We start from the raw sequence: 24683 nt of genomic DNA, 5'->3' as shown, positions 1-24683 counted from the left end.
CGGTGGATCCTTCCGGCCGGTCCGGCCGATTCTGCGGGTGAGGAGTGGCGGGTGGCGTGCTCCGGGAGACGGACTCGCCGCCGTCGGAGGGCGGTCGTGGTGGATCTCCTGGTGTCAGGGTCGAGCCGACGTCGCGGCGATCCGGCCGAGCCGGGCGAGGCTCGGCTTCGGGTGCCGCTCGAAGGTGTCGCGGTCGACCGCGACGAGGCCGAACGTCGGCTCCCAGTGGCCCCACTCGAAGTTGTCGAGCAGGCTCCAGTGCAGGTAGCCGCGCACGTCCACCCCGTCGGCGACCGCCTCGCGGAGATGGCGCAGCGCCTCCTCCGTGTAGGCGATGCGACGCTCGTCGTCGGGGGTCGCGATGCCGTTCTCGGTCACGAGGAGGGGGACGCCTCCGCTCACCTCCCAGGAGTGCCGCAGCGCGATGCCCAGCGCATCGGGGCGGTACGGAGTGCCGACCATGGTGTTCTCGGGACTCGGCGGAGTCGGCACGAGGCCGTTCGCGTCGACGCCCTGCGTCGAGTACGCCTGCACGCCGAGGAAGTCGTCGCCGCGCGCCGCCTCGAGGAACACGTCCTCGCGGACGTGCTGCTCGTCGGAGTGCCGGGTCTCCCCTCCCGGGAGCGGATGCAGAGCGAGGTTCGCGACCGTCCAGCCGACCTTCGCACCGGTCAGCTCCCGCACGATCGCCCGGGCGGCGTGATGCGCCTCGATCAGCCGCTCGGTGGTCTCCGCCGACGGGGACGGCAGCGTGAAGCCGCCCTCGGGCTGGATCGTCGGCGTCTCCATCGGCGGCACCGCGTCGGAGTTGATCATCCGGGCCATCAGGATCATGAACGAGAACATGTTCGGCTCGTTGATCGTGCAGACCCACTCGACGTCGTCGAGGATCCCGCACACCTCGCGCACATAGGCGCTGAACCGGTCGATCGCCGTCTCACCCAGCCAGCCGCCCTCCTCGATGAACCAGCGCGGGCTCGTGAAGTGGTGCAGCGTGACGACCGGCGCGAGCCCGAGACCGAGAGCGGTGTCGATCATCCGCCGGTAGTGAGCGAGCTCGGCGCGCGAGAACTGCCCGGGCAGCGGCTCGATCCGCGACCACTCCACGCCGAAGCGGTACGCGGTCAGCCCCGCCTCGGCGAGGAGGCGCATGTCCTCCTCGTAGCGGTGGTACGAGTCGACTCCGTCACCGCTCGCGGCGAAGTGCGGTGAGCGCTGCTCGTACACCCACCAGTCGCTGTTGACGTTGCCGCCCTCCGTCTGGTGCGGCGCTGTCGAGGCTCCCCAGAGGAAGTCGGAGCGGAGTGCTGTCATGGCGTGGCGTCCTTCGAGGGGGTGAGCCGATGGGCGATCAGCGGACGGAGCGGACGCGGAGGACCACGAGTCCGCCGAGCAGCGTGAACACCGCCGCGAGGATGTAGAGCATCGAGTAGTCGCGGGCGCCGTCCGCGCCGGCGCCGATCGCGAGGATCACCGAGGCCAGCAGCGGAGCGAGCGCCTGGGGGATGGTCGTCGCGAACTGCGTGAGGTTGACGAAGCGCCCGGCCTCGGTCGCCCGCTCGGGGAGCACGTCGAGGAACAGCGCCTGGTCGACCGCGGAGAACACGCCGATCGCGAGGTTGCCCATGAACGCGCCCACGATGAGGAGCGGCAGATCGTTCGCGAGGAGCATGACCAGGGAACCGGCGGCGAACAGGACGCCCGAGCCGAGAACGAAGGCCTTGCGCCGGCGGAGCTTGTCGCTGAGGAATCCGCCCGCGAAGACTCCGATGATGGTGCCGACGATGCCGAGGAGGCCGACGGTGGCGACGGTGCCGCCGATCTCGTCGACCGGGATGTCGAGCCTGGAGGAGAAGAAGAACGCCGTGTAGGAGGTGTTGAGCGTGAGGCCGAAGAAGAAGAGGAAGCGGCCGAGCCAGTTCCAGGAGAAGTCCGGGTACGTCCGCGGGTTGAAGACGTACTTCGAGAGCACGATCCCGGCCGTGAGCGTCTGCTCGGTCGGCGCGTTCCGGCTGTCCTCCTCCTTCATGAAGGCGACGAAGACCAGCACGAGGACGAGAGCGATCCCGCCGGGCACGAGGAAGAGCAGGAACGGCTGGCTCGCGAGCGTCCCGCCGATGACGGCTCCGAAGACCGGCGCGACCATCGTCGCGAAGCCGGTGATGGCTCCGACCGTGCCGCGCTGCCTCTCGGGGAGCTTGTCGGCCTGGAGGGTGGTGAAGTTGTTGACCGTCTGGCTCCAGCCGATCTGCGCGATGACCCAGCCGATGCCGAGGACGAGCACGTTAGGAGCGGCCGCCATCACGGTCAGGCCGATGAGGCCGATGACCGTGCCGATGAGGATCCACGGCCGGCGGCGCCCGAGGCGGGTGCGGGTGCGGTCGCTCAGCTGACCGCCGAGGGGTCCGACGAGCAGCGCGGCGAGCGAGCCGACGCCGAGCAGTACGCCGAGGTACTCCTCGTTGCCGGGGGCCAGCGCCTGCACCTGGATGGCGAGCGAGATCGCGATCGGGGTGACGAAGGCGAGGTAGGCGCCGAAGAGGCCGAGCGCGAGGAGGGTGATCCAGCCCTTGCTGACCTTGGGCGGCTCGGGGGTACCGCCGAGGTCGGCCGCCGCCGTCTGCTGAACGGCGTCCTCGGATGCGAGCGCACCCGGGATCGGGAACGCTCCTGCCGTGGGGATCGGAGGCTGTGCGTCCTGGTCTCTCATGGTGACTCCTTCGTCGTTCGGTGAGGGGGTGGGGCTGGGTCAGAGCGCAGTCAGGGTCGTTGCGAGGGGCGCGCAGCCCTCGGCGGTGACGGTGACGGTGATGTCGCCGGCACCGATCGGCCGGACGATCGCGAGGGCGCGGCCGTCGGAGGTCGTGCAGTGATCGGCGGTGAACGGCTCGGCGGTCGAGGTCGCGCCGGTGCCCAGCGCCTGCAGCACGGCGGGACCGTCGACCGACACCGTCACGACGCAGGACTCGGCGGGAAGCACGACCCCGGAGTCGTCGACGAGTGCGATCGCGAGGAAGCTCAGGTCGGAGCCGTCGGCGCGCAGCTCGGTCCGATCGGCGGCGACGCTCAGCCCGACCCGGGGGCCGGCGGAGCGGAGAGCGGAACGGCCGCTCTCCACTCCGGCGATCGAGGCCACCGCGACGAGCTCGCCGGCGGCGTACTGCGTCTCGAAGACGGCTCGGAACGGCAGCTCCGCGCCGACCGTCGCGACTCCGAGCGAGGCGCCGTCGAGCAGCAGCTCGACCCGCTCGGCATCGCTGTACACCTCGACGCGGATCGGGCGGCCCTCGAAGCCGGGCCACGACCAACTGCCGAGCGAGTCGGTCCAGGCCCACGGAGTCGCGACGGCGATCTGCTGACCGTGCCGCTCGGGCGGCTCACCGCGATGTACGGCTCGGAGCGGTGACCGAAGACGATCTCGCGAAAGAACGAGACCGGGAGGCGCACTCCTGTGATGTCGATGTCGCCGCAGCCGGCCGTGAGCGCGGGGTAGGCACCGCTGAAGCCGGTGATCGCCTCCGCGCCGGGCTCGACGTAGCGGTTCACCCCGATGCCGACCTCTCCGAGGTAGTCCCAGCCCGTCCAGGTGAAGTCGCCGATCACGCGGGAGTCGGCCTCGACGAGCGCCCAGTTGCCCACGATGGACGACGGCCAGGTCTCGGTGCCGACGATGATGCGGTCGGGGAACAGCTCCCGGTCGAGCTCGTAGCGGGCGTCGGCGTAGTTCATGCCGGCGACGTCGAGGACGGCGAACGACTCCTCCGTGCGCTGAGTGGCCTGCTCGGAGCCCTGGATGCGGCCCATCATCGCGCCGAACCCGGCCATCATCGTGTTCACCCCTCCGCCCGGCTGCTCGGCGGCGGCCGCGCGCTGGGCCTTCATCTGCGGGACGATCGTGTCGATCATCGAGACGAAGGGGTTCACGCCGTTGGTCACGTAGCGGGTCGGATCGAGCGAGCGCACCTTCTCGGCGAGGCGCCGACCCCAGGTCGAGCCGATCGCGGTGCCGGTCTCGGGGATCTCGTTGCCGATGGAGTAGAAGATCACGCTCGGGTGGTGGCGGTTCTTCGCGACCATCGCCTCGACGTCCCGCTCCCACCACTCGGCGAAGTCGGAGGCGTAGTCGTCGTCGGACTTCGCCTGCGTCCACATGTCGAAGGTCTCGTCCATGACGAGCATCCCGAGGCGGTCGCACGCGTCGAGCAGGGCGCTGCTCATCGGCGCGTGGGAGCTGCGGACGGCGGTGAAGCCCGCCTCCTTGAGGATCGCGACCTTCCGCTCCTCCGCCGGGCGCATCGAGACGACGCCGAGGGGGCCGTTGTCGAGGTGGATGCAGGCGCCGCGGAGCTTCACGGTCTCGCCGTTGATGCGCAGGCCGTGCTTCGGGTCGAGCTGCAGCGAGCGGATCCCGAACGTCATGTCCTCGGAGTCGACGATCTCGTCGCCGTCGTGGAGCACGACGCGGGCGTGGTGCAGAGCCGGCGAGTCGACGCTCCAGAGGGCGGGGCTCTCGACGTGGATGCGGCGGCGGACCGTGCCGCTGGTGCCGGGGAGGAGCGTGATCGGCGATCCGCTCGCGCCGACCGGGACACCGTCGCCGTCGCGCAGCGCGACCTCGAGGCGGTACGTCCGGGTCAGCGGGCCGGCGTTCTCGACGAGGGCCTCGACCTCGACGAGCGCCTCGCCCGCCGCGACCTCGGGAGTCGTGACGGTGACCCCGTCGTGCACGATGCGACTCGGACGCTTCACGATCAGGTGCACGTCGCGGTAGACGCCGGCGCCGGCGTACCAGCGGCTGTCCAGCGCTGTGCGGCATTCGACGCGGATCTCGTTGTCGGCGCCGAACTGCAGGAACGGGTCGATCCGCACGGTGAAGCGCGAGTAGCCGTAGGCCCGGGTGCCGGCCAGGTTGCCGTTCACGAAGACGGCGGCGTCGCGGTAGACGCCGTCGAACTCGAGGAGGACGAGCGAGCCGGCGTCCCGCTCCGGCGCGGCGTACGTCCGGCGGTACTCGAAGGCACCGCCCGGGAAGTAGCCGTTGGTCTCGCCCCGCGGGGCGTCGGCGCTGCGCGCCTGCCCGATCAGCGCGTCGTGCGGCAGGTGCGCGGGAACCCAGTCGGAGGCTCCCGAGCCGCCGAGCTCGGCGAAGGAGGTCACCTTCGTGCGGAACGACCAGCCCTGGGTGAAGAGCACGCGGTTCGAGCGAGTGGTCGACTGCTCCGGAGCGGCGTCGGCGCTGTCGGCGCGGACGTCGGGATCGGTCAGGCTCGTCATCGAGGTCTCCACTTCATCGGGGCAGTGCGTGAGGTAACACGCGTTACGGAGCCAACCACGGCGGGTAACGCGTGTCAACAGCCGTCGATAGAATCGGGGTGAGCACCGACAAGCAATCGGAAGGGACACGCGTGGTCGCGAAGAGCGAGGACGTCGCCCGCCTCGCAGGCGTCTCGCGGGGGGCGGTCAGTCAGATCCTCAACGGCCGCGGTGACCGCTTCTCGGCGAGCACCATCGAGCGCGTCAGAGAGGCCGCGCTCGAGCTCGACTACCAGCCGTCAGCGGCGGGCCGCGCGCTGGCGATGGGCTCGAGCGACTACGTCATCGCCCTCATCCCGGACACCACGTTCGGCGGCAACCTCCAGGACATCTTCGGTGCGGCCACCGAGCAGCTGGCGGAGCAGGGGCTCACCCTGGTGCTGCGGCTCGCGACGACGACCACAGCGGCACTCGGCCGCCTGGTGACCGGAATGGCGCCGCGCGCGGTGCTGTCTCTGACGCCGTTCACGGCCGAGGAGCGCGACCTGCTCGAGCGTCGCGGCGTGCGCGCGTTCGATCCGCAGCTCGGCTCGGAGGACCGGTTCGATCACGAGATCGGCCGACTTCAGGCCCGCCATCTGATCGAGCGGGGAAGCACGCGCCTGGCCGTGGCGCGGCTCCGGGACGCGCGGCAGGATCCGTTCGGTCAGGGTCGCGAGGAGGGGGTGCGGGACGAGTGCCGCCGCGCCGGTCTCGCCGACCCCGAGGTCGTGCACCTGGGAGTGGATCTCGACGAGGCGCTGGCTGCGCTCGACAGCCTGACTCCTCCCGAGATCGGGATCGCGTGCTACAACGACGACGTCGCGACCTGTCTGCTGTCGGCCGCGAGGGTCCGCTCGTTCGACGTGCCCGGGCAGGTCGCGATCATCGGAATGGACCGCACTCCGCTCTCGCAGGTCACGGTGCCCCGCCTCACCACGATCTCGTACGACGTCACCGCGCCCGCCGCGAACATGATCGCCAGCTTCCTGTCGGCCCTCGGCGACATCCCCGCCCCTGAGAAACCGGTCAGCGCCCTCCAGCTCGAGCTGGTCCAGGGCGGCACGACCTGATCAGGCCGTGGGGTCGAACGATGTGGCGAGCAGCTTCTGGATCTCCATCAGGTTCTGACCGGTCAGACGTCGGATCGCATCCTCGACGGCCGCGCCGAGGTCGAAGCTCGGATCCGACACCCAGAGCTGCGAGAGACCGTCCCACACCGCGATGACCTGCAGGGCGGTCACCCGCGGATCGGCGGCCGGATGGGCGAGCCCCGTCCTCTGGCTGTGCTCGACCAACCGGGTGAACACCTCGACCATGCGGGCGTTCCGTCCGGCGAAGTACTCGGAGGCGGGGTGATCCGGCGATGCCGCCCATCCCTTCATCGCCGTCATCAGACGGAAGCGCGGGTCGGTCGCCTCCGGAGCGGGGAGATGGCGGAACGAGCGGGCGTCGATTACGGTCTCGTCGAGATCCACGTGCGACTCCGCGGCCGCCTGCTCCTCGATCGCGGCGAGCGCCGCGACCAGCAGGTGGTCCTTCGAGGGGAAGTGGTACAGCACCGTCGTCTCGCTGACGCCCGATCGCTGCGAGACGAGCGCGGTCGTCACGCCCTCGTGTCCGAGCTCGTCGACGAGGGCCACCACGGCCGCGATGATCGTCGCCCGGCGCTTCTGCGTCGAGGCGTACGGTCCGCGCTTCGTCGGTGCTGAGGTCGTCACAGGTCCCAGCCTAAGCGAGGCGAAATCGGAGTCGATCCACATTCCGGGGCGCCCATGCTCCAGAAACGCTCTATCGCGCGCGCCAAGCTTGTGGTTCACTCTGGTTTCAGACCAGATGCCGCAAGGCGTCTTCCCCCCGATCCTCGACGCCTCCCCCTGAAGGAACACGATGACGACGACGTCACGCCCGACCAGCTCGCGCGCTGCCCGCAAGGCCGACCGACGCAGTGATCCCGACCGGCTGTCCGCCGCGGCGGGCCTCGCCTGGACCACGACCGGGGTCTCCGGAGCGATCAACTACCTCTTCCTCGGCATGTGGGTGTTCTACGGCACCGACGTCCTCGGCCTCGACCCCGCGATCCTCGGAACGCTCGCCCTCGTCAGCAAGCTGCTCGAGGCGGTCGTCACGGTCGCTGCGGGCTGGATGGTGGACCGGACCCCCGAGACCCGCTGGGGGAAGGCCCGTCCCTACGAACTCGCCATCATCGGGGTCTGGGTCTCGACCTGGTTCCTGTTCTCGACTCCGGATCTCTCGGACGCCGGCAAGACCGTCTGGCTGTTCGTGTGGCTCGTGCTGGCGAACGTGGTCTTCACCTCTCTTCTCGGCGCGAACGACTACCTCTATCTGGCGCGCTCCTTCAACTCCCGAGTCCTCGTCGCCAAGGTTGCCACCCGCACCGGCTTCTTCACGACGGTCGGCGTCGTCGCCTTCAACGTGGCCCTGCCGATCTTCATCGCCCAGGCCGGCACCAGCAGCGCCGCCTGGTCGACGCTGGCGCTCTACCTGGCGATCCCGCTCGCCCTCATCGGCCTCGGCCGATTCCTCTTCTTCCAGGAGAAGTACCGGACGGAGGCGGCGGACGCCCCGAAGGTCACCCTCCGCGACATCCGCGAGGTCCTGACCTCGAACCGCTACATCTGGATCGTCGCCGGCATCAGCTTCGTCGGCGCCCTCGCCGGCGGCACCGGCATCGCGATCTACTACTTCAAGTACGTCGTCGGCGACATCTCGCTGATGAGCCTGACCGGCCTGGTGCCGGTGCTCATCCTGCCGGCCATGTTGTTCTTCCCCCGGCTCATGAAGCGGTTCACGGTCAGCACGATCATCACGGCGGGAGCGATCAGCGGCGTCCTCGCCGGCGTCCTCATGATCGTGGCGAACGGGAACCTGGCTCTCGTCCTGGTCTCCAGCGCCCTCAGCGGCCTCGGGATCCTCCCGATCACGTTCCTCACCCAGCTGCTGGTCATCGACAACGCCGCCTACAACCAGTGGAGCGGCCGACGCCGCCTCGAGAGCACCATGGGTGCGATCACCGCCCTCTCGGTGCGGCTCGGCGGCGGCCTCGGCGGAGCGGCGACCGGCTGGGTGCTGGGCATCGTCGGCTACGACGGCACCGCGGCGACCCAGTCTCCGGAGGCGCTCACCGGCATCGTCCTGCTCGCGGGAGCGTTCCCCGCGCTCCTGTGGGTCGGCGTCGCGCTCGTCATGCGCCCCTACCGGGCGTTCGAGCAGATGCTCCCCACGATCACCCAGGGGCTCGCGATCGTCACTGCGGCCGACCCGAAGCTGACCACCGCTCGGGCAGAGTCCGTGCCGGGCACGGTGCGCACTCCCCCCGAGAACTGACCCGCCACCCGCCTCTCACTAGGACATCCGATGACGCACACCTCCTCGCTCGCCGCCCACTCGCTCGTCGACACGCCTCTCGACCCCGACCCCGTCGACGACGCCTTCGCCCGGCCCTACGTCGACCTCGACGAGTGGCGCGACCAACCCGTCCGCCACCGCTATCTGCACGGCGGCTTCCACGACGGAGACACCCGCTTCTCGCTCTACCTCCCCGCTCCGGAGCAGTTCGCAGGCCGGTTCTTCCAGCACGTCACCCCGGTGCCCCAGAGCGAGAACCTCGCCCAGGAGCGCTTCGACGACGAGAACCCGATCCCCTTCACCCTCGCGAGCGGCGGCTACTACGTCGAGACCAACGGAGGCGGACCGGCCGCGTCCGGCGGCCCGATGTCGGGCGTGGACCCGACGATCGGCGCCTACCGCGCCAACGCGGCAGTGGCGCGACTCTCGCGCCGCCTCGCAACGGTCGTCTTCGGCGAGCAGCGGATCTTCGGCTACCTCTACGGCGGCAGCGGCGGCGGGTACCGGACCATCGGCGCCTCCGAGAGCACCGAGGGCGTCTGGGACGGCTTCGTGCCGTACGTGATCGGCAGCCCGATGGCGATCCCGAACGTGTTCGCGGTCCGGATGCACGCCCAGCGGATCCTGCGTGACGCTTTCCCGAGGATCGTCGACGCCTACGACGCGGGCGGCGACCCCTCGGCGCTCGAGCTCACTCCGGAGCAGCGCGCCGCCCTCGACGAGGTCACCCGAATGGGCTTCCCGCCGCGTTCGTGGTTCGGCTGGGAGACGATGGGCATGCACGCGTTCAGCGTGCTGTACCCCGGGATCATGGCGGCCGATCCCTCCTACGCCGATGACTTCTGGAACCAGCCGGGGTACCTCGGGAGCGAGCCCGACGCCTCCGTGCACCGCGATCGCGTGAGGCTCGCGACGACGGTTGTCGAGCTGCTCACGGCGGCGGCGGAGACCGCGATCACCGGGGGCGTCGACGAGTCGTACAAGGCGACCGCCTCCGGTGCGGGCACGGTGATCGGTGTGCGCCTCGCCGCGACTCCCGCCGGCTGGACCCTGGGAGCCGAGCTCGCCGTCCGCTCCGGCGCGTCGGCCGGTCGCGTACTGCGCGTCGCCGGGGTCGACGGCGACGAGGTGCTCCTCGAGCCGGGCCAGGGCGACGTCGGGCTCGCCGTCGGCGACGAGGTGACCCTCGACAACTCGAGTTTCCTCGCGGCCCAGACCTATCACCGGCACCAGGTGCCCTCGGCGGACTACCGCGTCTGGGACCAGTTCCGCGACGCGGCAGGCGCGCCGACCCACCCCCAGCGCCCGATGCTGCTCGGGCCCCTCTTCGCGCAAGGCGCCTCGGGCACCGTTCCCACCGGGCGCATCAGCGGACGGATGATCGTCGTCGCCTCGCTCCTGGACCGCGAGGCGTTCCCGTGGCAGGCCGACTGGTACCGCTCCCGGGTCGCCGAGTTCGTCGGCGACGGCATCGACGACCGCTTCCGCCTCTGGTACACCGACAATGCGCTGCACGGTGACGAGAGCGGAGTGCAGGAGCACGAGACGCGCACCGTCAGCTACGTCGGCGCCCTGCAGGCCGCACTGCGCCAGCTCAGCGCCTGGGTCGAGGAGGGCGTCGAGCCGAGCGCCACCACGATCTACGAGGTGATCGACGGGCAGGTCGTCGTCGACACCGACGATCCCGCGCGCGGCGGTGTGCAGCCGATCGTGTCGCTGACCGTCGACGGCGCCGAGTCGACGCAGGTGATGGTCGGGCAGGCGGTCGCGGTGCGGGTGACCGCTCGGGCGACGACCGGACACGGGGTCGTGGTCTCCGTCGCGACCGACCTGACCGGCGCGGGCCGGTTCACGACGACCGAGTCCGTGACTCCCGCCGCCGCGATCAGCCTGCGACACGAGTGCACCTTCGGCGCACCCGGCACCTATCTGCTCTCGGCCCGCGTCACCGCGCAGACGGAGGGACGGGCGGAGGATCCGCACGCGCGTCTCGACAACATCGCGCGCGCCAGGGTGGTGGTGACGGCTCCGTGAGTCACGGCAATCGTCTCGGCGACCGCGGCGGGGCGAGCGGCGGCGGCGCTTCTCGTTCGCACTGCAGATCGCCGCTCAGATCTCGGTCTCGCCCTTCACCGTCAAGACGCACGCTGTCCGAGCGATGACCAAGGTCGGAGCGAGAGACCGGGCGCAGCTCGTGAGCTTCACCTTCCGAGCCGGGCTCTACCCCTGACGCCGGTGGCCGGCACCGGTTCTCCCGCCGGTCTGCGGGAACCGGCCGGGTGAGCGCCGAGTACCGGCCACCGATCCAGGACTCGTGGTGCTGACGGGCGACGGACTCGCCGAGACATCGGCGAGATTCGACAGCCGGTGGTGGCGACTCGGCTCGACTTCCTAGGTACGACGCACCCCGGATGCGAACGAGAGGCGGCCATACGCTGGCGTCATGAAGCAGGAGACCATGCGATCGGTGTTCCTGAACGGCCCGCGGGACATTCAGGTAGCGCAGTGCCCGGTACCCAGGGTCGTCGACCCGACGGACGCCATCGTGAAGCTCTCGGCGGCCAGTATCTGCGGATCCGACCTGTGGAGTTTCCGTGGCATCGATGATGTCCGTGGCACTCGGATGGGGCATGAGTACGCGGGGGTCATCAGTGAGGTCGGCTCCGGGGTGACGAAGCTCAGGCGTGGCGACTTCGTTGTGGGGTCGTTCATGTCCTCCGATGGAACCTGCGAGCTGTGCCGCTCCGGGTATCCCGTCCACTGCGTGCGGCGGGAGCCGGCGGCCTTCGGGGCGCAAGCCGAGTTCGTGCGGATCCCGCTGGCAGACGGCACGCTGGTGCGAACTCCGACCACTCCGGACCCGGCGCTGATTCCCTCGCTTCTCGCCGCGTCGGATGTCTTGGGAACCGCCTGGTTCGCGGCAGACGCGGCGCAGGTCGGTCCCGAGACCTCCGTGGCTGTCGTAGGAGATGGTGCCGTCGGTCTGCTGGCCGTCATGTCGGCGAAGCAGAGGGGCGCGACACGCATCCTCGTCATGTCGCGCAATCCCGCGCGTCAGGCCATGGCGATGAAGTTCGGCGCTACGGACATCGTTGAGGTGCGGGGCGACGCTGCGGTTGCCGAGGTGAAGCGTCTCACCGGAGGCCTCGGAGTCCACTCGACCATCGAAGCCGTCGGGACGTCGGAATCGATGCTGCAGGCCATCCGGTCTACGCGGCCAGGCGGCTGCATCGGCTACGTCGGGCTGCCCCACGATGTGTCTCTGCCCGGAAGGGAAGTCTTCCTCTCCGGTGTTCATCTTCACGGAGGTCCGGCACCCGTTCGCCGATATCTTCCACTGCTCATCGACTTGATCTGGACTGGTGAGATCGATCCTGGTCAGGTCTACGATCTGACTCTTCCCATCGAGGAGAGCGCCGAAGGATATGCGGCGATGGACGAACGAAAAGCCGTGAAAGTCATGCTCACCTTCTGATGTCCGTCGTCTCGGAAAGGAGTGTCCGGATGCCCTTCGCTGACGAGTTGATCGGCGTGCAGACCGCTCGTTCTCTTCACGCCGCCATTCGGGCGGCGGCGCCGACTGCCGATCTCGAGCGTCTTGCGACGTGCGCCGATCTGCTGGGCCCCCTGGCGCTTCGCGCCAGAGCCGACCTGCTGCGCGACGCACTTCTCGATGGCCTGCCGGGTGACTACGTCTCCTTCGCGACGACGATCCGCGCGGCTCGCGACCTCGGGGGGATTCGCGGTTGGGCCGTCTGGCCGGTCACCAGTGCAGTGGCCGAGAAGGCCCTGGCGGAGGGCAGTGCCGCAGAAGGACGCGCGGCGGACGGAGGTTCCGCGGCGTTCGAGGACGCCCTTGCGCTCCTCGCCGAGCTCACCGGGCTGCTCACGTCGGAGTTCGCTGTCCGCGCACTCCTGCAGCACGACCTCGATCGAGCCCTTCGCGTGATCACCGAGACGTGGACGGTCTCGCCCGATGTGGACGTGCGACGTCTGGCCACCGAGGGAACCCGCCCCTACCTGCCCTGGTCTGTCCGCGTCCCGGAGATCACCCGCAGCCCCGGGATCACCGTCCCGATCCTCGACCGCCTCTATCGCGACGACAGTGAGTACGTGCGCCGCTCGGTCGCGAATCACCTCAACGATGTGAGCCGGGACGCTGCGGATCTCGTGGTCGGAACGGCGAGGAGGTGGCTGTCCACACCGGACGAGAACACTCTTCGCGTGGTGAACCGAGGGCTCCGCACCCTCGTCAAACGCGGGCATCCGGGAGCCCTGGAGCTGCTCGGCTTCTCACCCGCGAACCTCGAGACGAGCGCCCCCGTCGTGGACACAGAGGCTGTCGAGTTCGGGGGCGAGCTGCGATTCCGCGCGAGCATCCGAAACGTGGGCAGCGAGCCTGCGCGGCTGTCGGTGGACTACACGGTGCACCACGTGAAGGCGAACGGAACACGCACAGGCAAGACCTTCAAGCTGACGACACTCCTCCTCGCTCCCGGCGAAGAGGCTCACGTGGACCGCACGCACTCGTTCCGAGCACTGACCACCCGCCGGTACCACCCGGGGGCTCACGCGGTCGAGCTCCACGTGAACGGCGTCAGCTCAGGTGCGACGGAGTTCGAACTGCTCCCGCCGCCTCCCTCAGCGTCGTGAGCATGCATCGCTAGCCTTGCCGCATGACGGCGGAACAGAGGCGCCCCTACGACTCGAGCAGACGACGAGAGGATGCGGCCGGCACGAGAGCAGCGATCCTCGATGCGGCTCTCGAGTTGTTCAGCACGAAGGGCTACGCGACCGTCACTGTGGCCGAGATCGCTGCTCACGCGGGCGTCTCTCTGCGCACGGTGTACTCGAGCGCCGGCGGAAAGCCGGAGCTCCTGGCCGCGGTCATCGCCCGAGCGGAATCGTCTTCCGGGGGCGAAGAGGTCATCGACCGCGTGAAGGAGCTGAACAACCCGTCGGCCGTTCTCGCCGCGCTCGCGAAGGGAACGCGTGAGGGCAACGAGAGGAGCCAGGCGATCTTCGAGCTCGCGAGATCGACAGCGAGCATGCCCGAGGCACTCGAGATCCGCGCATCGCTCATCCGACGGTACGCCGAGCTGCTCGACGTCGCCGCAGGTCATCTGATGGACATCGATGCTCTGATCCCGTCGATGACAAGCCGCGAAGCCGGCGAGATCCTCTGGTTCTGCTTCGGCGTGGACGCCTGGACGACGACCACCCGCGACCTCCGCAAATCGTGGGCCGAGGCGGAGCGTTGGCTGCTTCGTCGAGCCCAGTCCATGCTGCTGCGCTGATCACCGCGCCGGTATCAGACTCCTCTCATATTCAGTGCATAGAGTGTGCAGTCGATATGAGAGGACACCCATGACCACTACGACCATCACCGACGCCGCCGGCGCACTCTTCCGAGTGCTCGAGTCGGGGAGCGCTGAGCTCGCCCGCGAGGTGATCGCTGACGACTTCAGCAATCCCACCGCGTCGAACTCTCCACTCGTCTGCCGAACGGCCGGTCATCGAGGTGTTCTCGCCTCGAGCGCCTGGCTGCGTTCAGCCTTTCCCGACCTGAGCTTCTCCGTGCAGAGCTCGTCCGCGTCGAACGACCAGGTCTGGCTGAGACTGCGCATGCGCGGCACCCACACCGGACCGTTCGTGCGCTACGACAGCGGGGGGCTCGCCCAGGTGATCCCGCCGACCGGCCGCCCGATCGACGTCGAGCAGATCCACCTCGTGTCGCTCTCCGGAGGGATGATCGTGCACCACGACGCCCTTCGCGACGACCTCGGCATGCTCGAACAGCTCGGCGTCTTCCCGCCCGGCCCCCGTGCGCTCCGAATGGCGTGGTGGAAGCTTACGGGCCGAGCCGCCCGCGCCGGCCGAGACGTCAGCGCCGCAGCCGAGGCCGCCGCGTCCTCCGCCGGCAACGGACCCGTCGCAGCATCGGCGATCGTCACGCCGACCGGGCCAGCCGCAGCCGACGGATGACGTCCCCGGTCGTGCGAGGCGACCGGATCCTCGTCGGTCCGCTCGGCACGGGCCTCGAGGACGCCGTCTGGGCGTTCGTCGAGAGGAGCGAGCACCATCCGGACCCCTCCGGCCTGCCGTGGAACTCAGGCCCCGAGCACCCGTGGCGAGTCGGTTACAGCGTCGCCGTCACGTCATCGGACGGCGGCATCTCCGACCGCTTCGGCACGGTGTGGGTGAACGCGTCGGCTGAAGACGCCCGTGGCGTGGTCAGCGGGGTCGTGCGGGCTGTGTCGTCGCAGCCCCTCCGGCCGCCATCCGCGCCGTGATCTCCAGCGCCCAGCTCAGCTCGACGATGGTCGTCGTCGAGTCGAGCGACTGTCCCGTCAACTCCTCGAACCGCCGGAGACGGTAGCGCAGGGTGTTCGCGTGCACGGGGATGCTGCGGGCTGCTCGGGGGATACTGCGGTCGGCGGCGAGGTAGGCGCGGAGCGTGTCCTCGATCATCTGCCCGAACGTGCCCTGGCTCCGAAGGGGCTCCAGGTAGCGGTCGGCGAGGATGACGTTCGCCTGGCCCGCGTGCACGGCGGCCAACCGCCAGCTGAGTTCCGCAGCTGCGACCACCCCCGTCGTGTTCACGAGACTCGCTGCCGCGCGAGCGATCTCAGCCGACCGGAAGGATGCCGCGGCATCGAGCAGACCGACATGCTCGCCGACCGCGACGAGGTGCGATGCATCCAGCAACGCGGGCCGGATGTCTGTGACGCCGAGCAGCTCGTTGCCCACGACGGCGAACAGAGCCGAGCCGCCGCGTCGGCGGGCGTCCTGTTCCAGTTCTCGACGAAGCCGGTCGGCTTCGTCGCCGTCGCGCGAGCGCGCCCTCACCGCGGCGTGCGTCACGTCGATGCGGAGACCGAGCTCCCGCGCCGAACGCTGCAGTGCGGCGTGATCATCGACGCCGTCGGCGAGGTCTCGGAGGAACTGCTGGGAGTGGCGAGCCCGGTTCAGAGCACGGTCGACCACGGCCGTCTGGAACGCGGCGATCTGACTCGCGGTGTATGCATCGCTGAACCGCCAGAGGACGTCAGTGACGAGCACCATCTCGGTGGCCGGCAGGTCCTGGGCGGCTACCAGTCGGTGCAGCTCCTCATGGATGCCGCCGATCGTGAATCGGAAGGCTCGCATGATGTCCTGCACGGGCACGTCTTGTCGGGACCGGGCTGCCGCGGACGTCCGCGCCTGCACGATCTCGTCCGGGGCGGGGACTGTGCCCGAGCGCACCACCTCCGTGACGAGTGCGATGATCTGCCCGATCGACTCCGACAGCTGCTCGCGCGGCACGACCCGGTACGACGGCATGTTGTCGTAGAGCCTGCCGATCACGGTCTTCGTGATCGTCGACGAGGTCTCCGCGAGCCCCGCCAGAAGGGTGTCTCTCGATTCGCGCACGTCATCCATCTTCGCCTGCCTCATCCTGCGTTTCGTAGCTGGGTACGAAAGTCTCGGGTGAGACCTGTCGCCGGGTCCAGTGACGGCCGGGATCGCGAACTCCTACGGTGTGGTCACGGACGAACCGAACCCGTATCACCGACTGCACCGACGAAGGAGCATCCCGTGCCACTCCCTGCTGATCCCGCCACCGATCCGTCGTCGCCGTTCGCGTCGATGCGTGGGCACCACACCGGAATCCGCTACCCCGACTTCGAAGACGCCAGGTCGTTCTGGGTCGACAAGCTCGACTGGCGAGTACTGCAGACCTGGCCCTACGGCGACCTCACGCTGGCCTATGTGAGCCCGCCGAATCAGGATGACTTCCATCTCGAGATTCTCGCCGGGCCCGGTGCCGCACCCCAGGCCGAGTACGCCGACGTCGACGCCAGCCTCGTGGTCAACGGCTACAACCACGTGTGCCTGTCAGTCGAGAGCGTCGACGACACTCTCGCCGAGCTCCGTCGCCGCGGGGTGGATGTCGTGAACGAGCCGTTCGAGCTCGACGACATCAGCGCTCGACTGGCGTTCTTCCGAGACCCCTGGGGCAACATGTTCGAGCTGTCCGAGCGAATCAGCGGCGCACCGAGCGTCTCACCGGCCCACGGCGCGTGATGTCAGCCCGGCTCGTTGACTGCCGCATCAGGCCCGGAACTGGACGAAGAGCCCCGGTGAAGCTCCGGCGGGTGGGCCCCTACCCAGCTCCCGAGCAGTCCAAGCTTCTCTGCAGCCGGCGAGCCGGGAGGAGCGTGATAGACGTAGATCGTCTGGTCCTCGTCGCCGGGGAGCGCCAGTCCCTGCCAGTTCAGCTCCACGTCGCCCACGACGTCGTGGTGGAACCGCTTCACACCATGGGTATGGGCGGTCACACGCTGGTCAGCCCACCAGGTGGCGAACTCCTCGCTCTGCACCGCCAGTTCCCCCACGAGATCGAGGATGCCTCGGTCGTCGGGGTGGCGGCCGGCGTCCAGTCGCAGAGCGGCCACCATCTCGGAGGCGACGGTCTCCCAGTCCCGGTAGAGCGTTCTCGCTCGAGGGTGCAGTATCAGCCAGCGCAGGTAGTTGCGCTCGCCGACCGGGAGCGAGCCGAAGTCGAACAGCAGGGCGCGGCCGAGGGCGTTGGTTCCGAGCACGTCGAGTCGCCGACCCAGCAGAAGAGCCGGCTGGTCACTCCAGGACTCCATCAGCTGGCGAGTGCTGGCGCGCACCCGCTGCACAGGCAGCACCCGCGCCGGGCCCGCGAGTGCTGCCGGGCGAGCCAGGTCGAGCAGGTGCCGGCGACCGGTCTCGTCGAGGAGGAGGGCGCGGGCGATGGCATTCAGCACGGCGTCGGACGGGGAGTCCTTCCGGCCCTGCTCCAACCGGGTGTAGTAGTCGGTGCTGAGTCCCGCGAGATGAGCGACCTCTTCGCGGCGCAGGCCAGGGACCCGCCGGGGCACGACGTCGGGCACGAGGCCCACGTCGGCCGGGCGCAAGCGGGCCCGCTGCGCCTGAAGGAAGGCGCTGAGTTCGGATCGCTCCATCATGAGACCTCATTATGTGCGTCATCACGTCGCCGGAAGCGGCCTGAGAGGGTCCGACAGACCCCGGCAGCGCAGGCCCACGCAGAAGGCTCATCCACGCGATCTGGCCCAGTTGACTCGATCCACGTCTGCGGCTCCAGTCGAGGCATCCCCTTCGGTACGACAGTCAGGAACATCCCATGAGTATCTGGTTCATCACGGGAGCATCCCGAGGCTTCGGCGCGGAGCTCACCCGAGCAGCCCTCGACCGCGGCCACCAGGTCGTTGCGACGGCCCGCAACGCGCAGCAGGTGCTCGACCGCTTCCCGGAGGCCGATGACAACCTCATGCCCATCGCGCTCGACGTCACCGACGCCGGCCAGATCACCATCGCGGTCGCCGCGGCCGTCGCTCAGTTCGGTGGAATCGACGTGCTCATCAACAACGCGGGCCGCGGCCTGCTCGGCGCCGTTGAAGAGGCGACAGAGTCGGAGATCCGCTCGATCTACGAGGTCAACGTCTTCGCGCCCCTCGCCATCATGCGCGCCGTGCTCCCGGTCATGCGGAAGAACTCGAGCGGGACCGTGGTGAACATCTCCTCGGTCGGTGGTTTCGCCAGCGCTCTCGGCTTCGGTGTTTACTGCTCCACGAAGTTCGCGCTGGAGGGGTACACCGAAGCGCTCCGCGATGAGCTCGCGCCTCTCGGGGTCACCGCCGGCATCGTCGAGCCCGGCTACTTCCGCACCGATTTCCTCGATGGAACGAGCCTTGCCGTCTCGGCTGGGATCGCCGACTACGAGAGCGGACCGGTCGGCGACGTGCGAGAGACGGCTGCCGGCGCGAATCACCGGCAGCCGGGTGACCCGGTCAAGGGTGCCGAGTCGATCGTCGACGCCGTCGACAGCGGCGAGTTCCCCGCCCGCCTGTTCCTCGGCAGCGACACCCTGTCCGCGGTGGGCGCGAAGGTCGATGCGGTGAGCGCCGAACTCGTCCGGCAGAAGGTCACGGCCGCGTCGACCGACCTCGCGTAGTCCGTCCGCCGGACAGCCACTCCTCACCTTCCCACCCCACGTCGAAGGACGATCGATGCCCTCAGCCACCCCGCCCGTCGTCTTCATTCACGGCCTCTGGATGACCCCGGCCAGCTGGGCCGGCTGGGCAGAGCGATTCCGCGCCCGTGGGCACGAGGTCATCACTCCGGCCTGGCCCGGGATCGGCGACCGCACCCCCGCAGAGGTGCGCGCCGATCCCCGTGCTCTCGAGGGGGTCGGGCTGCTGGAGGTCGTGGAGCACTTCGACCGCACGATCCGAGCCTTGCCGGAGGCGCCGATCATCATCGGCCATTCGTTCGGCGGGATCTTCACGCAGATGCTGCTCGACCGCGGCCTCGGCGTCGCGGGTGTCGCGGTGGAACCGGGCAACACCGCGGGCGTACTCACTCTTCGGGGGTCGACCCTCCGCACCGGAGCGGCGGTACTGACGAATCCGTTCCGGAGGAACTCGGCGACTCCGATCAGCAAGTCGCAGTTCCACTACGCGTTCGGTAACGATCTCAGCCGAGCCGACTCGGATCGGGAGTGGGAGAAATCCGCCATCCCGTCCTACAACCGGCTGTTCTTCGAAGGCGTACTGGCTATCCCTCAGGCCAGGAACGGCATCACCCGGGTCGACTTCCTCAAGCCCGACCGCGCTCCCCTGCTTCTCATCGCCGGTGAGATCGACCACGTCGCGCCGCCTGCCGTGCAGAAAGCGCTTCTCAAGCGCTACTCCGAGGGCGCGCCACTCGTGGAGTACAGAGAATTTCCCGGCCGCTCGCACCGCATCGTCGGGCAGACAGGGTGGGAAGAAGTCGCCGACTTCGCGGCGGACTGGGCCGAAGAGCATTCAGCACCTCTGAACGGCTCGGTAGCAGGCGGATCCGCGTGACCCACCTGGCTGTCGTCGAACGCTCCCCGGACCCGGAGCTACCTCACCACGGCGAGCGCCGGCCGTCCATCGCGGCTCGCATCGCGAACGCCGGCGAGGCCCGAACGGGCGCTGTTCTCCTTCTCCTCGCCACTGCCGCGGCGATCGCCTGGGCGAACATCTCGTACTCGACCTACCACGACTTCTGGGAGACGGAGGTGAGCGTCGGGCTCGCCGGCCAGTACCTCGACCTCACCCTGCACGCGATCGTGAACGACGCGCTGATGGCGCTGTTCTTCTTCACTGTGGGTCTCGAGGTGCGGCGGGAGTTCGCGATCGGCGAGCTCACGAACTGGTCCCGCGCGATCGTGCCCGTGGCCGCCGCTGTCGCAGGCCTGGCCCTGCCCGCCGTCATCTTCGTCCTCTTCAACGTGCAGGGCGACCAGGTGTACGCCTGGGGCATCGTGATCTCCACCGATACAGCCTTCGTGGTGGGTGCCCTGGCGCTGATCGGCCCGAGGGCTCCCGGCCGTCTCCGCGTCTTCCTCCTCGCACTCGCGGTGGTCGACGACATCGGCGCGCTCAGCATCATCGCCCTGGTCTACACCGACCGCTTCAGCCCGCTCCCGCTCGTGCTGGCCGGCCTGGGTCTCATCGGAATCTTCTTCACCCGCTACCTGCGTCGCGGACGAGGCCCGATCTACGTCGCGCTCTCCGCGGTCGTGTGGTTCGCGTTCCTCGACTCTGGGGTGCACCCCACCCTCGCCGGGGTCGTCATCGCTCTGCTGGTGCCGGTCTACCGACCTACCCGCCGCGATGTCGAGCAGGCCGTCGAACTCACCCACACGTTCCGGCAATCGCCGAACACTGAATACGCTCGAGCAGCGGCGAACAGCCTGCGCGAGTCGATCTCGATCAACGAGCGCCTCACCTCGGCGTACGCCCCCTACGTGGCCTACCTCATCCTCCCTCTGTTCGCCTTCGCGAACGCCGGCGTGCAGATCACCGGCGAGATCCTCCTCGACGCCCTCAGGTCTCCCCTCACCTGGGGAGTCGTCGCCGGGCTGGTGGTCGGCAAGTTCCTCGGCGTCTGGGGATCGGCCGCCTTGGTCCGACTGTTCAAAATGGGTGAGTTCGGACCGGGTCTGACCCTGAACCGCATCGCCGGCGGGGCGGCACTCTGCGGTATTGGCTTCACCATCTCTCTCTTCATCACCGATCTCGCCATCGACGACGAGGGAGCGCAGAACGAAGCGCGTGTCGGCGTCTTCGCCGCCTCGCTCATCGCCCTCGCCTTGGGCGCCGTCATCTTCACGGTCACTGACGCGTCCCGCTCGTCGTCCACCTCGACGACGAGCCTCCTGCGAGCAGTCGACCCGGAACGCGATCACATCTCCGGCCCCGTGGATGCACCGCTCACCATCGTCGAGTACGCCGACTTCCAATGCTTCTTCTGCCTGCGCGCCTCGGGCTCCATCGACGAGGTGCGGCGCGAGCTCGGCGACCAGCTCCGCTACGTGTGGAGGCACGCTCCGCTCACCGCGTTCCACCCCAACGCACTGGCCGCCGCCGAAGCCACGGAGGCCGCCGCGCTCCAAGGGCGATTCTTCGAGTTCGGACGGCGCCTCTTCACCGACCAGGACCACCTCCAGCCGACCGACATCATGCGGCACGCCCGCGAGCTCGGCCTCGATCTGGAACGGTTCGAGAACGACCTTCGCTCCCCCGACGTGTCGGCGCGGGTGCGTGACGACATGCTCGACGCCGAGGCCATGGACATCACCGCCGTACCGACCTTCTTCCTCAACGGCCGCCGACTCGTCGGTCCGTACGACGCGCAGACGCTCATCAGCCGGCTGCGCGACACGAGTTCCGACTCGACCACCCAGCCCTCCAGCGAGGTCCCGCAGAACGAACCCGGCCCGGCGACCGGCTCATGAGTGGATTCACGGACGACCAGCGCGTCCCGCTCGGCCGGAGCGACCTCGAGGTCAGCAGACTGGGGTTCGGCACCATGCCGCTGTCAGGCGTGTACGGTCCGATCGACTCGCACGACGCGGCGAATCTGCTGCGCACGGTTCTCGATGCGGGAGTCGACTTCGTCGACACGTCGAGCTACTACGGCGGCGGCACCGTCGAGCGCGCGGTCGGTCGCGCCGTCAAGGGCAGACGCCACGAGGTCGTCATCGGGACGAAGTTCGGAATGGACCGTGTCGGACTGGGAAGCGCCCATCACGTGCGCGCCTCGCTCCATCAGAGCCTTCGGCGGCTCGGCACCGACTACATCGACATCTACTACCTGCACCAGATCGACCCGACGACCCCCATCCAAGACACGGTCGGGGCGCTCGGCGACCTCGTGAGCGAGGGGCTCATCCGCGCTGTCGGGCTCTCGGAAGTGACGACAGAGACCCTGCGTCGGGCGCACTCCACCTACCCCATCGCGGCCGTGCAGCACGAGTACTCGCTGCTCGAGCGCACAGCAGAGGTGGAACTGCTGCCGACCGCTCGCGAACTCGGCATCACGCTCGTCGCGTACAGTCCACTGGGGCGAGGCCTGCTCTCCGGGGCCATCAGACGCCCCGAGGACGTCCCCTCCGACGACGGCAGACGCAGGCGATACCCCCGGTTCGACGAGGGCCACTTGGCGAGGAATATCGCCGCCGTCGAACCGCTCTTCCGTCTTGCGAAACGCCACGGGACGACGCCGGCGGATCTCGCCCTCGGCTGGGTGCTCGCCGCACACAACGTGATCACCATTCCAGGCACGCGGCGACTCGCGAACTTCGAGGAGAACCTCGAGACGAGTCGCGGCATCCAAGACGCCGACGTCACCCGGTGGCTGAGCCGCCACTTCCCCATCGGTCGCGCCTACGGAGCCCGCTATGCCGAACCCGTCATGACCCGCCTGGACGAAGCGCCGTGACCCCGCCGAGCACCACCGTTCTCACCGGGGCGACCAGCGGCATCGGACTCGCAGCCGCGCGACTTCTCGCGCAGCGCCGGGGCACGCTCCTCCTTCAGGGCCCCGAGCGCGACGGCGCTCTCCCCAGCGCCGTCCGAGCACTTCAGCAGGGTCCTCCTGCCGATCGCGCAACGCTCCACTACCTCAACGCTGACTTCACGCAGGACGGCGCCGTCACTTCCCTCGCGGAGCAGATACGTGAGGTCACCGACACCGTCGATGTGGTGATCAACAACGCAGCAGTCCCCGGTGCCTCTCGCAGAACGATGGGCGCCTGGGGTGTCGAGGTCACCTTCGGGGTGAACTACCTCGCCGGAGCGCTGCTCACCGACGACCTGCTCCCGCTCATGCCGACGAACGGCCGCATCGTCAACGTGGCATCCGCTACCCATCAGACGGCGACGCTGGACCTCGACGATCTCTCCTTCGACCACCGCTCCTACTCCCCGATCGCGGCGTATGCGCAATCGAAGCTGGCCGTCGTGACCAACTCGATTCGGTTGGCCGCGCGTATCCCGCAGACAGTGATGAGCGTGCATCCGGGTGTCGTCTCCACGGGGCTGCTGCACGCCATGTTCGGTGTCGGTGGCGGCGACGTGACCGAGGGTGCTCGCAACCTGCTGGCGGCCGCCGCCACGACCGCGCCGTCCGGCAGCTACTTCGACGAGCGACAGGTCGAATCTCCGAGCCGTGTGGCGCTGAACGCCGACATGCAGCGCAGGCTCCACCAGATCACCCAGGAGCTGCTGGGGACGGACGTTCAGTGAGCCGCTCCGCGGACCCGCCGACCGGACCTCACCACTCGCCTGGACACCTACCCGAGAGGAACCCCATGACCGCAGGTAAGCCGGATATCACGGCGGAACAGCCTGATACGCACGAGCTGCCCGACCGCGAGACCCGGCTGGCTGTCGAGGAGCACGGATGGTTCGCCTCGATTCGACCGAACGGATCGCCGCACCTCGTGCCTGTGTGGTTCCTGCACCACGCCGAGCACCTCTGGATCACGACCTCCGAGCGCTCCCGCAAGGCCCGCAACCTCGTCGGGGAACCTCGAGTGTCGTTGGCGATCGATGGGACGACCCCGCACTCGCTCGTCGCCGAAGGAACGGCAGTGCTCGCGCCGTTCGACCCCGAGGGCGAGGTCGCGACGATGTTCCGCAGCAAGTACACGAACTTCGACCGCGAGGTGGGAGCGCTGGGCGGGCCGCTCGCGCTCATCGACATGACCGTCACTCGCTGGCTGCTCGACGGGTCGCGACAGTAGCCACCCCTTTCCTTCATCCACACAGACCGAGGAGTAGAACATGTCCGTCTGGTTCATCACCGGGGCCTCTCGCGGCTTCGGCATCGAGATCGTCCGCGAAGCCCTCTCCAGGGGAGATCACGTCATCGCGACCGCCCGCCGACCCGAGTCCATCACCCAGCGATTCCCGAACGCCGGCGACGCTCTGCTCGCGCTCCCCCTCGACGTGACGGACGCCGCGAGCGTCGCGGTCGCGGTCGATCGAGGCACCGCGCGATTCGGGCGCATCGACGTGCTGGTGAACAACGCCGGCCGTGGTCTGCTGGGCGCCATCGAGGAGGCGAGCGACGCGGAGGTGCGCGCCGTGTTCGAGGTCAACGTCTTCGGGCTGCTGACCGTGACCCGGGGCGTCCTGCCTGTGCTGCGGCAGCAGCGGTCAGGCACGATCATCAACATCTCATCCGTGGCCGGCTTCGTGTCACGTCCGGGCTGGGGCGTCTACGCCTCGACGAAGTTCGCCGTCGAGGCGATCTCGGAGGGCCTCGGCAAGGAGCTCGCTCCACTCGGGGTGAGAGTCGTTGCGGTGGAGCCGGGTGCCTTCCGCACGAACTTCCTCGACAGCTCCAGTCTCGTCGCAGCAGAATCCTCCATCCACGACTACGCGGACACCGCGGGTGCCACTCGTCGCTGGGCCGCCGACACCAATAACGCGCAGGACGGCGACCCCGAGAGAGCCGCGGCCGTCATCGTCGATCTCGCGCACCGCGACACGGTGCCCGAACGCCTCCAGCTCGGTGCGGACTCGTTCGCAGCCGTGGCCGCCAAGGTGGCGCTCGTCGCCCGCGAGCAAGCGGAGTGGAACGACGTCTCGCACTCGACTGCGATCACCGACGTTCAGGGTCCAGCTTGACGGGACCATCCTCGGCTCGATCGGAGGCGACTCTCCTGCGGT

The 24683-nt window shown here is 69.0% G+C and carries 22 protein-coding genes and 2 pseudogenes; 16 read left to right on the top strand and 8 right to left on the bottom strand.

The features are described 5' to 3' along the window. Positions 1 to 114 precede the first annotated feature (114 nt). The 5 genes and pseudogenes from B9Y99_RS11455 to B9Y99_RS19460 form a co-directional block, all read right to left on the bottom strand. Positions 115 to 1314 carry a glycoside hydrolase family 1 protein gene (locus B9Y99_RS11455; RefSeq protein WP_085476733.1) on the bottom strand — a complete coding sequence of 400 codons (1200 nt, stop codon included), beginning with the start codon at positions 1312 to 1314 and terminating at the stop codon, positions 115 to 117. Positions 1315 to 1351: 37 nt separating this feature from the next. Continuing rightward, positions 1352 to 2710, bottom strand: coding sequence for an MFS transporter (locus B9Y99_RS11450; protein WP_085476732.1), 1359 nt, complete (start codon positions 2708 to 2710; stop codon positions 1352 to 1354). Between the two features lie 39 nt (positions 2711 to 2749). Continuing rightward, positions 2750 to 3136 carry a hypothetical protein gene (locus B9Y99_RS19060; RefSeq protein WP_244274881.1) on the bottom strand — a complete coding sequence of 129 codons (387 nt, stop codon included), beginning with the start codon at positions 3134 to 3136 and terminating at the stop codon, positions 2750 to 2752. 39 nt (positions 3137 to 3175) lie between these two features. Continuing rightward, positions 3176 to 3265: pseudogene (locus B9Y99_RS19465) on the bottom strand (hypothetical protein); the annotation flags it as partial. Between the two features lie 683 nt (positions 3266 to 3948). Then, a pseudogene (locus B9Y99_RS19460) lies at positions 3949 to 5274 on the bottom strand (glycoside hydrolase family 2 protein); the annotation flags it as partial. A gap of 131 nt (positions 5275 to 5405) precedes the next feature. Between B9Y99_RS19460 and B9Y99_RS11440 the strand changes: the two are divergent. Then, on the top strand, positions 5406 to 6365 hold the full coding sequence (locus tag B9Y99_RS11440) for a LacI family DNA-binding transcriptional regulator (RefSeq protein WP_165759603.1): 960 nt from the start codon (positions 5406 to 5408) through the stop codon (positions 6363 to 6365). Here the strand turns inward: B9Y99_RS11440 and B9Y99_RS11435 are convergent, their stop codons facing one another. Beyond that, positions 6366 to 7013 carry a TetR/AcrR family transcriptional regulator gene (locus B9Y99_RS11435; protein WP_165759602.1) on the bottom strand — a complete coding sequence of 216 codons (648 nt, stop codon included), beginning with the start codon at positions 7011 to 7013 and terminating at the stop codon, positions 6366 to 6368. A 169-nt stretch (positions 7014 to 7182) separates the two neighbouring features. Between B9Y99_RS11435 and B9Y99_RS11430 the strand changes: the two genes are divergently transcribed. The 7 genes from B9Y99_RS11430 (at position 7183) to B9Y99_RS11400 (ending at position 14646) form a co-directional block, all read left to right on the top strand. Beyond that, positions 7183 to 8640 (top strand): MFS transporter, encoded by a 1458-nt coding sequence (locus B9Y99_RS11430; RefSeq protein WP_085476729.1) that lies wholly within the window; start codon positions 7183 to 7185, stop codon positions 8638 to 8640. 30 nt (positions 8641 to 8670) lie between these two features. After that, positions 8671 to 10695 carry an alpha/beta hydrolase domain-containing protein gene (locus B9Y99_RS11425; protein WP_085476728.1) on the top strand — a complete coding sequence of 675 codons (2025 nt, stop codon included), beginning with the start codon at positions 8671 to 8673 and terminating at the stop codon, positions 10693 to 10695. A gap of 61 nt (positions 10696 to 10756) precedes the next feature. Next, positions 10757 to 10891, top strand: a complete 135-nt coding sequence (locus B9Y99_RS19455) for a LuxR C-terminal-related transcriptional regulator (protein ID WP_208856975.1) — start codon at positions 10757 to 10759, stop codon at positions 10889 to 10891. Positions 10892 to 11119: 228 nt separating this feature from the next. Further along, a complete protein-coding gene (locus B9Y99_RS11415; protein ID WP_085477367.1) occupies positions 11120 to 12136 on the top strand; it encodes a zinc-binding dehydrogenase in 1017 nt (338 codons plus the stop codon). A gap of 29 nt (positions 12137 to 12165) precedes the next feature. Continuing rightward, on the top strand, positions 12166 to 13314 hold the full coding sequence (locus tag B9Y99_RS11410) for a DNA alkylation repair protein (RefSeq protein ID WP_085476727.1): 1149 nt from the start codon (positions 12166 to 12168) through the stop codon (positions 13312 to 13314). A gap of 23 nt (positions 13315 to 13337) precedes the next feature. After that, positions 13338 to 13958, top strand: a complete 621-nt coding sequence (locus tag B9Y99_RS11405) for a TetR/AcrR family transcriptional regulator (RefSeq protein ID WP_085476726.1) — start codon at positions 13338 to 13340, stop codon at positions 13956 to 13958. A 70-nt stretch (positions 13959 to 14028) separates the two neighbouring features. Next, positions 14029 to 14646: an ester cyclase gene (locus tag B9Y99_RS11400; RefSeq protein ID WP_085476725.1), complete on the top strand. Its 618-nt coding sequence runs from the start codon at positions 14029 to 14031 to the stop codon at positions 14644 to 14646. 249 nt (positions 14647 to 14895) lie between these two features. Here the strand turns inward: B9Y99_RS11400 and B9Y99_RS11395 are convergent, their stop codons facing one another. After that, on the bottom strand, positions 14896 to 16074 hold the full coding sequence (locus B9Y99_RS11395) for a PucR family transcriptional regulator (RefSeq protein WP_165759601.1): 1179 nt from the start codon (positions 16072 to 16074) through the stop codon (positions 14896 to 14898). 165 nt (positions 16075 to 16239) lie between these two features. On the opposite strand from B9Y99_RS11395, the gene B9Y99_RS11390 reads away from it, so the two are divergent. Then, the gene (locus B9Y99_RS11390) at positions 16240 to 16728 is read left to right on the top strand and encodes a VOC family protein (protein WP_208856940.1); all 489 of its coding nucleotides are present in this window, start codon (positions 16240 to 16242) and stop codon (positions 16726 to 16728) included. A gap of 2 nt (positions 16729 to 16730) precedes the next feature. On the opposite strand, the gene B9Y99_RS11385 is transcribed toward B9Y99_RS11390, so the two are convergent. Next, positions 16731 to 17639 carry a helix-turn-helix domain-containing protein gene (locus B9Y99_RS11385; protein WP_085476723.1) on the bottom strand — a complete coding sequence of 303 codons (909 nt, stop codon included), beginning with the start codon at positions 17637 to 17639 and terminating at the stop codon, positions 16731 to 16733. Positions 17640 to 17815: 176 nt separating this feature from the next. On the opposite strand from B9Y99_RS11385, the gene B9Y99_RS11380 reads away from it, so the two are divergent. The 7 genes from B9Y99_RS11380 to B9Y99_RS11350 all read left to right on the top strand — a co-directional run bounded on the left by B9Y99_RS11380 (position 17816) and on the right by B9Y99_RS11350 (position 24641). Continuing rightward, entirely contained in the window at positions 17816 to 18646 is an 831-nt protein-coding gene (locus B9Y99_RS11380) for an SDR family NAD(P)-dependent oxidoreductase (protein ID WP_085476722.1), read from the top strand. Positions 18647 to 18701: 55 nt separating this feature from the next. Then, entirely contained in the window at positions 18702 to 19541 is an 840-nt protein-coding gene (locus B9Y99_RS11375; protein WP_085476721.1) for an alpha/beta hydrolase, read from the top strand. After that, positions 19538 to 21460, top strand: coding sequence for a Na+/H+ antiporter NhaA (gene nhaA / locus B9Y99_RS11370; RefSeq protein ID WP_085476720.1), 1923 nt, complete (start codon positions 19538 to 19540; stop codon positions 21458 to 21460). Before B9Y99_RS11375 ends, nhaA begins: the two co-directional genes overlap by 4 nt. After that, complete coding sequence (locus B9Y99_RS11365; protein ID WP_085476719.1) at positions 21457 to 22446, top strand: aldo/keto reductase; 990 nt, start codon at positions 21457 to 21459, stop codon at positions 22444 to 22446. Before nhaA ends, B9Y99_RS11365 begins: the two co-directional genes overlap by 4 nt. Then, the gene (locus B9Y99_RS11360; protein WP_085476718.1) at positions 22443 to 23252 is read left to right on the top strand and encodes an SDR family NAD(P)-dependent oxidoreductase; all 810 of its coding nucleotides are present in this window, start codon (positions 22443 to 22445) and stop codon (positions 23250 to 23252) included. The genes B9Y99_RS11365 and B9Y99_RS11360 overlap by 4 nt, the downstream gene beginning before the upstream one ends. A gap of 65 nt (positions 23253 to 23317) precedes the next feature. Next, positions 23318 to 23752 (top strand): pyridoxamine 5'-phosphate oxidase family protein, encoded by a 435-nt coding sequence (locus tag B9Y99_RS11355; RefSeq protein ID WP_085476717.1) that lies wholly within the window; start codon positions 23318 to 23320, stop codon positions 23750 to 23752. A 40-nt stretch (positions 23753 to 23792) separates the two neighbouring features. Then, the gene (locus B9Y99_RS11350; protein WP_085476716.1) at positions 23793 to 24641 is read left to right on the top strand and encodes an oxidoreductase; all 849 of its coding nucleotides are present in this window, start codon (positions 23793 to 23795) and stop codon (positions 24639 to 24641) included. Positions 24642 to 24683 lie beyond the last annotated feature (42 nt).

This window comes from Rathayibacter oskolensis (genome assembly GCF_900177245.1).
GTDB lineage: Bacteria > Actinomycetota > Actinomycetes > Actinomycetales > Microbacteriaceae > Rathayibacter > Rathayibacter oskolensis.
This window is presented reverse-complemented; position numbering and strand designations above follow the sequence as displayed.